General features: G+C 67.4%; 8 protein-coding genes. 3 read left to right on the forward strand and 5 right to left on the reverse strand.

Going from position 1 to position 7,929, the window contains the following annotated elements; translation table 11 throughout:
- Positions 1 to 651: DUF3348 family protein (locus AC1VAN_RS05640; protein WP_032975341.1), on the reverse strand; the 651-nt coding region annotated here is incomplete at its 3' end.
- 144 nt (positions 652 to 795) lie between these two features.
- On the opposite strand from AC1VAN_RS05640, the gene AC1VAN_RS05645 reads away from it, so the two are divergent.
- The 3 genes from AC1VAN_RS05645 (at position 796) to AC1VAN_RS05655 (ending at position 3,455) form a co-directional block, all read left to right on the forward strand.
- A complete protein-coding gene (locus tag AC1VAN_RS05645) occupies positions 796 to 1,713 on the forward strand; it encodes a M14 family metallopeptidase (protein ID WP_032975342.1) in 918 nt (305 codons plus the stop codon).
- A gap of 91 nt (positions 1,714 to 1,804) precedes the next feature.
- Entirely contained in the window at positions 1,805 to 2,599 is a 795-nt protein-coding gene (locus AC1VAN_RS05650; protein WP_152543279.1) for a hypothetical protein, read from the forward strand.
- 292 nt (positions 2,600 to 2,891) lie between these two features.
- Complete coding sequence (locus AC1VAN_RS05655) at positions 2,892 to 3,455, forward strand: fasciclin domain-containing protein (protein WP_025874323.1); 564 nt, start codon at positions 2,892 to 2,894, stop codon at positions 3,453 to 3,455.
- Positions 3,456 to 3,530: 75 nt separating this feature from the next.
- On the opposite strand, the gene AC1VAN_RS05660 is transcribed toward AC1VAN_RS05655, so the two are convergent.
- The 4 genes from AC1VAN_RS05660 to AC1VAN_RS05675 all read right to left on the reverse strand — a co-directional run.
- Positions 3,531 to 4,970: an efflux transporter outer membrane subunit gene (locus tag AC1VAN_RS05660; RefSeq protein WP_032975343.1), complete on the reverse strand. Its 1,440-nt coding sequence runs from the start codon at positions 4,968 to 4,970 to the stop codon at positions 3,531 to 3,533.
- On the reverse strand, positions 4,967 to 5,851 hold the full coding sequence (locus AC1VAN_RS05665) for an HlyD family secretion protein (RefSeq protein ID WP_032975344.1): 885 nt from the start codon (positions 5,849 to 5,851) through the stop codon (positions 4,967 to 4,969). Before AC1VAN_RS05665 ends, AC1VAN_RS05660 begins: the two co-directional genes overlap by 4 nt.
- Positions 5,848 to 6,063, reverse strand: a complete 216-nt coding sequence (locus AC1VAN_RS05670; protein ID WP_032975345.1) for a DUF1656 domain-containing protein — start codon at positions 6,061 to 6,063, stop codon at positions 5,848 to 5,850. Before AC1VAN_RS05670 ends, AC1VAN_RS05665 begins: the two co-directional genes overlap by 4 nt.
- A 4-nt stretch (positions 6,064 to 6,067) precedes the next feature.
- A partial coding sequence (locus AC1VAN_RS05675; protein ID WP_480985420.1) for an FUSC family protein occupies positions 6,068 to 7,929 on the reverse strand: 1,862 nt, incomplete at its 5' end.

Below are 7,929 nucleotides of genomic sequence, written 5' to 3' on the forward strand. Positions count from 1 at the left end.
GTGTGAGCGCAGGGCGGCAAGCAGCCCCTGGATCGGGTGGAAGCGCAGTTGCAGCTCGGCGAGCAGCAGCGTGCGCATGTCGTGGCGGAAGGACGCGCGCCAGCCGGGCTGGCCGTGCACGCGTTCGAATCGGGCACCCAGCACCGCCGGGGCGGTGGCGAGCAGGCTGTGCTCGCGCGGGCTCAAGGTCTGCTCCATCACCGCATCGACCTCGGCCAGCCGCGCCAGCTCCGGTGACGCCTGCACCAGCTGGTCGCGCAGGCGGCCGCGCAGGCGGCCGGTAGCGGTCTGGATGGCCTGCTGCAGCACCCGGTAGCGCTGCCGCAACGAAGCGAAGTTCGGCGCGGCGGCGGCCTCGGCCAGGTCCAGCAGGCGCTCGGCCTCGGCATCCTCGCTCAGCGAAGCCAACAGGCTCGCTTCGGCCTGGGCGCAATCGGCCAGCAGATCATCCAGCGCTTCGGCGGCCTCGGCCGGTTCAGCCAGGCGGCCATCCAGCGCCCCGGCAAGGGCCACGGCACGGCTCCAGTCCACCCACTGGCCGAGGCGATCGGTCAGGGCGGGACTGGAGGCCGGCATCGCGCCGTCGCTGAGACGGGCGAGCAGACGGAGGAAGTCCGGTCCATCCACGACCGGCTGCGCTGCGTTCGCCATCAAGGGGGTGGGGGCCAAAAACCGTTGATTTTACAACCAGATGAGGCCGGCCGTATGAAGGCGGGGGCGAGGGGCAGCACCGATCGGGCCACAAGGCTTAAAATGGTCGGCTGTACCACCGCACCCCGACTTCTGGAGCTTGAGATGACCGTTGCGCAGTTCTACCCGATCGGCACCCCCGGACAGCCCTGGGGCGACGCCGAACGCGCGCAGTGGCGGGCCCGCCAGCAGCGACAGCGCAGCTACCACGAAGACGTGGTGACCGCGCTGGAACGGCTGGACGAGCGCTTCGACGTGGTGCAGTACGGCCAATTGGACTACGCCCCGGACCACTACCCTCTGTTTGCGGTGGTGAACCACGACTGGAACCCGGCCCTGCCGACCGCGCTGGTCACCGGCGGCGTGCATGGCTACGAAACCAGCGGCGTGCATGGCGCCCTGCAGTTCCTGGAGCAGCACGCCGAGCGTTACCTGGGCCGCTTCAACCTGATCGTGGCCCCGTGCGTGAGCCCGTGGGGCTATGAGCGCATCCAGCGCTGGAACCCCATCGCCATCGATCCCAACCGCAGCTTCCGTGACGGCGGCCTGATCGAGGAAGCCGCCTCGCTGATGCGCTGGGTGGCCGAACGCAAGGCCAACATCCGGGTCCACCTGGACCTGCACGAGACCACCGACAGCGATCTGCACGAGTTCGACCCGGCCCGCTGCGCCCGCGACGGCAAGCCGTTCGAGCGCGACACCATTCCCGATGGCTTCTATGTGATCGGCAACAGCGAAGACCCGCAGCACGAATTCCAGAAGGCGCTGATCGCCGCGGTGGCCCCGATCACCCACATTGCCCCGGCCGATGCCGAAGGCAATCTGGTGGGCATGCCGCTGCAGTCGTTGGGCGTGGTGTGGGGCGAGTCGCGTTCCATTGGTGCATGTGCCGGCTTCACCGATGCGCTGTATGCCACCACCACCGAGGTGTACCCGGACAGCCCGCGCACCAACCCGCAGGAATGCAACGACGCCCAGGTGGCGGCGGTGTGCGCGGGGTTGGATTTCGCTCTGGCCAACTGATCGAGTACCGCATTGCGGCGCCGAGCCTTTGCTCGGCCGCTGCAGTGCGCAGCCGGGCCAGTCAGCTCCTTCTGCCCGCTGACGACGACTGTTGGACGCGTCGACCAAGCCGGGCACCGACGCCAGCGGGCAACCGCGCAGAGGTGCCGTCTTCGCCACGAGCATGGCTTCACGGCCCGCGAGCGATGCAATCGCGATGATGTTCTCTCCAGCGAAGCTGCGTGAGACACCATCGGGAATGCTCCAGAATCTGCTTCACCTTGCACCTCTGATCACCGCCGCCATGACCTGCGTAACGGCGCTGATCTGGGTGGTCTATCTGAGCGTGTTCCTGCGCAGCTACCGCCGCCAGCAACGGCCATCCATTCTGATCACCTCCGGTGCGGGCAAGCATCTGGATGCGCACTGTTTTGTGACCAACCTTGGGTTGGAGCCGGTGTATCTGCTGGATGTGGTCATCGATCTGATCGAGCCGGGCGGCAAGGTCGTCCGCGCAGTCATTCCCGAGCGCACTGAACATTGGAACAACGCTGTCCCCGGAGAGGAGGAGGACATCCGGCGCGCCACCAACGTGGGGCCGCTCAGCAGCGGCGGAGAACGCGACCTGGGCCGCTTCCGCACGCTCATCGACCGTGCCGGCACTGAGAACCCGGACATCAAGGCGGATATCGCCTTCACCAGCCTGGAGGTGTCCGTCGTCATCGTGACCGCCAGCCAGGCCGAGCTCTGTGGCGCCTCGCGCTGCTACCACATCGACCACACCGTGGAAGGCGCGCCCTGCCTCATGGCCAAGACCATCAAGGCCAAGCAACTGCAGGGCTGGTTGGCACGCAGGACCCTGACACGTCTGTTGAGTGCCCAGCTCAGGGCCAGCGGCGAAAGCTGAAGCACCGCCCCTCTGCTTGGACAGCCGATCGCGGCAACTCTCCGCTCTTCAGCGCATCACGATCCCGTGAACATCCTCACGACGCGGCACGCACCTTGTTGAACCGTTCACTGCCCCGGCGCCAGGCGATGCATCCGGCCATCGGCTTGCGGCGTATGCCCTCATGCACGCAACGCTTCTTCCCTGCTGCTACGGACGCCCTGCATTCCCGCATGGCTGCAAGGTGGTGCAGTGACGGCAGCGAACGCTGCGCATTTCCCAGCCCGGTTGGGCTATCAACGAGGACACGAACATGCGTACCCAGATCCAGCGCCTGACCCTTGCCGCCACCGTCGCGGTTGCCTGCGCAACTGCCCCGGCCGCCTTTGCCGCCGACAACCCGATGGTGGGTGGCGTGCCGATGTACGCGAACAAGACCATTGTCGAAAACGCCTCCACCGCCCAGAACCTGAGCACCTTGGTGACTGCCGTGAAGGCGGCCGGGCTTGTCGACACGCTCAGCGGCAAGGGTCCTTTCACCGTATTTGCTCCCGACAACCAGGCTTTCGCCAAGCTGCCCGCAGGCACCGTGGAAACGCTGCTGAAGCCTGAAAACAAGGCCAAGCTGACCCAGGTCCTGACCTATCACGTGGTGCCGGGCACCTACACCTCCACCCAGCTGACCGCAGCAGCGCGCAGCCACGGTGGCAGCAGCACGCTGAAAACGGTGCAGGGTGAAGCGCTGACGGTGAAGCTGCAGGATGGCAAGGTCTGGGTGGTCGACGCCAAAGGCGGCAAGTCTGCGGTGACCACCGCCGACGTGAGGCAGTCCAATGGCGTGGTGCATGTGGTCGATTCGGTGCTGATGCCGAAGTAAGCCCAGGGCCGCAACATCGATGGCAGTGCGGGAGCGGCTGGTTTCACAGGCCAGCCGCTCACGATTGAGCGCGGTTCAGCGATCAAGCGCGTCGGGCGTTGTGCCTGCCGCCGCCCAGCCCCCACCCAGCGCCAGGAACAGATCCACCTGACGGTCCCCCAGCTGCGCGCGCGATGCTGCCAGGGCAGACTCTGCATCGGCCAGCGCAGCCTCGGCAGACAGCACGTCGATGAAGTCGATCCTGCCGAACCGGTACAACTGCCCGGCCTGGTCGCTCGCATGTGCCGCGTCGTCGCGGGCGAGGGCAAGGCTGTGCTCGCGATCGATCTCCTGTGCGTAGGCCGACAGCGCGGTTTCTGTCTGCCGCAGCGCGTCCAGCACCACGCCATCGAACGATGCCAGCCTGGCATCGGCGTTGGCGCCGGCCGCATCGATCCGCGCCCGGGTTGCGCGGCGGTTCGGCCAGCGCCACGACAGCAGCGGCCCGAAGGACGCGCCGAGGCTGTCGCTGCTCAGCAGCTGCTTGAATGAACCTGCCGTGCCGGCGGACGCGCCGATGCTCACCTGTGGGTACAGGGCTGCCGTTTCCACGCCGATCATCGCGGTGGCGGCCGCCAGGCTGCGCTCGGCCGCGCGGACATCCGGGCGGCGCTGGATCAGCTGGCCACCGTCGCCGACCGGAACCGGTTGCTGCAGGCGCGGCGGTTGTTGGCAGTTGGCGACGTCCTGCGGATAGTCGGCCGGTACGCGTCCCATCAGCGCCGCCAGCGCGAACAGGGCCGCCTGCCGTTCGGCAACCAGATGCGGCACCGCCGCCGCACTGCGGTTGGCCGCCGCGCGTGCCCGGCTGACGTCGAACTCGGTTCCGCGTCCGCCGGCCGCCAAGCGCGTGGTGGCGTCCAACGTAGCGCGCTGCGTAGCGAGCACCCGCTGCGTCGCCGCCAGGGTGAGGTTGGTCGAACAGATGCCGACATAAGCGCGGGTGACAGCGGCGGCGACCACCACCCGCACCTGGTCACGTGCTGCAGCGACAGCCTCTGCATCGGCGCTGCCAGCTTCGATACCGCGGCGGATGCCACCTGCCAGATCCAGTGGGTAGGACAGGTGGATGCCGAGCGCATACACCTGCGGTGGCGAGGTGGGTGAGGTATATCCCCCGGCATGGGCCAGCGTGGCCGATGCATCTGCGTCGGTGCTTACCGAGCCCTCGGCCTGGTACTGCAGCACCATCGCCGTGGCGCGGCGCAGGTTGGCATCAGCCGCGCGCAGATCGGTGTTGGCTCGCAGTGCTTCGCTGACGTAAGCATCGAGTCGTGGATCATCGTACAGCTGCCACCAGCGGTCCGGCAGCTCCGCCTGTGCGTAGGCCGCCTGGTGGCTCGATACGAATGCGCGGCGGGCTGCCGGGGCGGCGGCAACCGCATTGGCCGGCAGCGTGTAGTCCGGGCCGGACACGCAGCCGGCCAGCGACAGCGCACAGGCGAGCACGCCCACGCGTGATGCCGTGCCGATCACTTGCAGGCTCCCTGCGCGCGCGGCGTGATGGTCACGCTGGCGGTCCTGCCGACGATCAGGCGCGTATCCGGTGCCACGTCGTCCAAGTGGATGCGCACCGGTATCCGCTGCGCCAGCCGCACCCAGGTATACGTTGACGCAACCGATGGCAGCAGGTTGTGGGTGCTCGCGCGCTGATCGTCGGCAATGCCGGCGGCGATGCTCTCCACATGCCCATGCACGTCGCGGCCATCGCCCATCAGGCGGGCGACAGCGGCATCGCCTTCGTTGATGCAGTTGAGCTTGGTTTCTTCGAAATAGCCTTCGACCCGGAGGCTGGCGCCGTCGATCAGYGCCAGCGCCTGGGCACCCGGCTGCAGGAAGTCGCCCGGGTGCAGGTCGAGGTTGGTGACGATGCCATCGGCGCTGGCGCGCACTTCGGTGCGCTGCACGTTCAGCAGCGCCACCCGCCGCTCCGCTCGGGCCTGTGCAAGGCCGGCCACTTCGGTATCGACCTTGGCGGCATTGCGCTCCCGCGTTTCCGAAGCCACCAGGTTGCCCAGCGCGATGTCCCGCTTCGATTCACGGCGGGCAAGGGCAAGCGTGGCCTGCGCGCTGTTCACCGCGGCATCGGCCTTGTCCAGCGCGGCGGCGTAGCGCGGCTGGTCCAGCACCAGCAGCAGCTGCCCGGCTTTCACCCGCTGGTTGTCCTGCACCAGCACCTGGGTGACCAGCCCGCCCATGTCCGACGCCACGCGGATCACGTCCGCCCGTACGCGGCCGTCGCGCGTCCACGGCTGCGCTTCGTAGCGGTTCCACAGGGACAGGGCCGCGATGACGGCAACGACGAAGAGGCAGAGCGTTGCGCTCCAGCGGCCAATGACACTCAACAGGTGCTTCATTTCAGGTTCTCAAGCAGGGGCGCGAGCTGGATCAGCAGCTCCGCCAGGATCACGAACAGCGAAAGGCCCACCAGCGGGCGATAGGCGAACAGTCGGTACAGGCCGAGGCTTGCCAATAACCGCGAGGCCATCATCGACAGCGCCAGCGCGATGAGTGCCACCGCCAGCAGCCCGGGAACGAAGACGCCGTCAATGGAGATATCGGAAAACATCGACTCAGTCCCCATGTACGATCAACGGAGCGATCAGGTCACGGCGCAGGCCGCAAAGCAGCGCAAGAACAGGCTTGGATGCGCCGTTGCTGCCAGCGATGATCACCTCGCGTGTGCGCTCGAGTGATTCCAGCACCGGCGTATCCACTGTGCGGCATGTGGAGGTACGGATACGGAAGTGGGCCGACGCGCTGTGCAGCAACTGGGCCAGGCAGTCGTGGCTGCGGCGATCATTCAACGCCCCGCCAATTACGCGAAGTTCGGCCACGGCACTGGCCGCGCGCATGTCCGCAAACAGCGTCCGCAACGTGGGGGCTGCATCCGGATGGCCGCGCAGGCGAGGGGCAAGCAGCGCAAGCCGATCCACCATGCGGCTTGTCCAGTCGCTGGCATTTCGCACCTGCCCGGCGGCGCGGCGTGCGATGTCCCGTCGGATCACATCCTGCAGGCGCGCGCGGCTGCGATTGCTGTCCAGCGTCTGCAACAGCGACATGCTGCACAGCGCCGCCGCCGTACCCACGAACAGCGCGACGCTGCTGTTGAGCGCGCCCGCGATGTGGGTGGCATTGGTGGCGCCCAACCCGGCGATGAGGGGGAAGGTGAGCACTACCCCCAATGCGCCCATGATGAACGGCGGGCGGGCGAGGAACGAGCCACACACCAGCAGTGCCGGCGCCAGTGCCATGGCCAGGCCGACGAAATCGGACAGACCCGGAAAGATCAACAGCGCGTAGAACAGCCCGATGACCACGCCGATGGTCGACCCGATCAGATAGCGCATGACATGCCCGGCAGGTGCCTCGGTGGTCCCGAACAACACGCAGGCCGTGCCGATGATGGAGACGGCGGTTGCACCATCGGACCACGCGGTAATGATCCACAGCGCGCAGGCCAGTACGATGCCAACGAAGGCACCCAAGGCGCTGCGCAGGGCGATCCGGTGGTCACGATGCAGCACATGACCGCTCGCCTTCCTGGCAAGGTGCGCGGGCACATGCAGGCGCCAGGCCGGGCGGGCGGCGTGCAGCTGCTCTTCCAGCAGCCGGCAGTCGTGATGCGCAGCATCGAGTTCGGCCTGACCTGCGCAGAGATCTGCACGCATCAATTCCTGCCAAGTGGTGTGCGCCGTGCCAGCGGGCTGCGCGCGCAACTGGGCCAGTGATTCGTCCACGGCGCTGGACAGCATCAGCACATCGAGCATCCGGTCATGCAGTGCGCGCAGGATCTGCACCTGGGCGACGCCGTGCACACTGTCGAACGGCAGGTGGATGGACAGCGTGTGCAGGTCGAGGAGGTCCGCGGCTACCTTGGAGCGATCCGCAGCCAGTACCGTTTCGTTTGCGCCAGCGCGCATGTCCCGCGTCCAGCGCTCCGCATCGGCGAGGATCGATGCGACGCGCGCGTGCACACGCGGCGAGACCCGGCGTGGCCACAGCAGGCCATGGACCAGCGTCGCCGCAAGAATGCCGATGGAGATTTCCTGCACGCGGGTGATGGCGATGGTGAAGACGTCATCGGGCACCATCACCGCCGGGAAACCAATCAGGCTGGTGGTGTACCCGGCCAGCAGGAAGGCGTACGCACGCGGTGTGCGGTCGAGCATGGCCAAATACAGGCACAGGCCCATCCAGGCGGCCAGTACCACGCCCAACACCATCGGCGCGTTGGCGAACCGCGGCACCAGCAGCACCGTAGCAACCGCACCGCCGACCGTTCCCAGCAGCCGGAACAGGCCACGGCTGAGTGTCGCGCCGGACATCGGCTGCGACACCAGGTAGACAGTGCCGATCACCCAGAACGGGCGGGTCAGGCCGATGCGCAGCGAGACATACAGCCCGAGGATGGCGGCGAGCAGGCATTTGAGCG

This window comes from Stenotrophomonas sp. 05L44_2, from assembly GCF_056665995.1.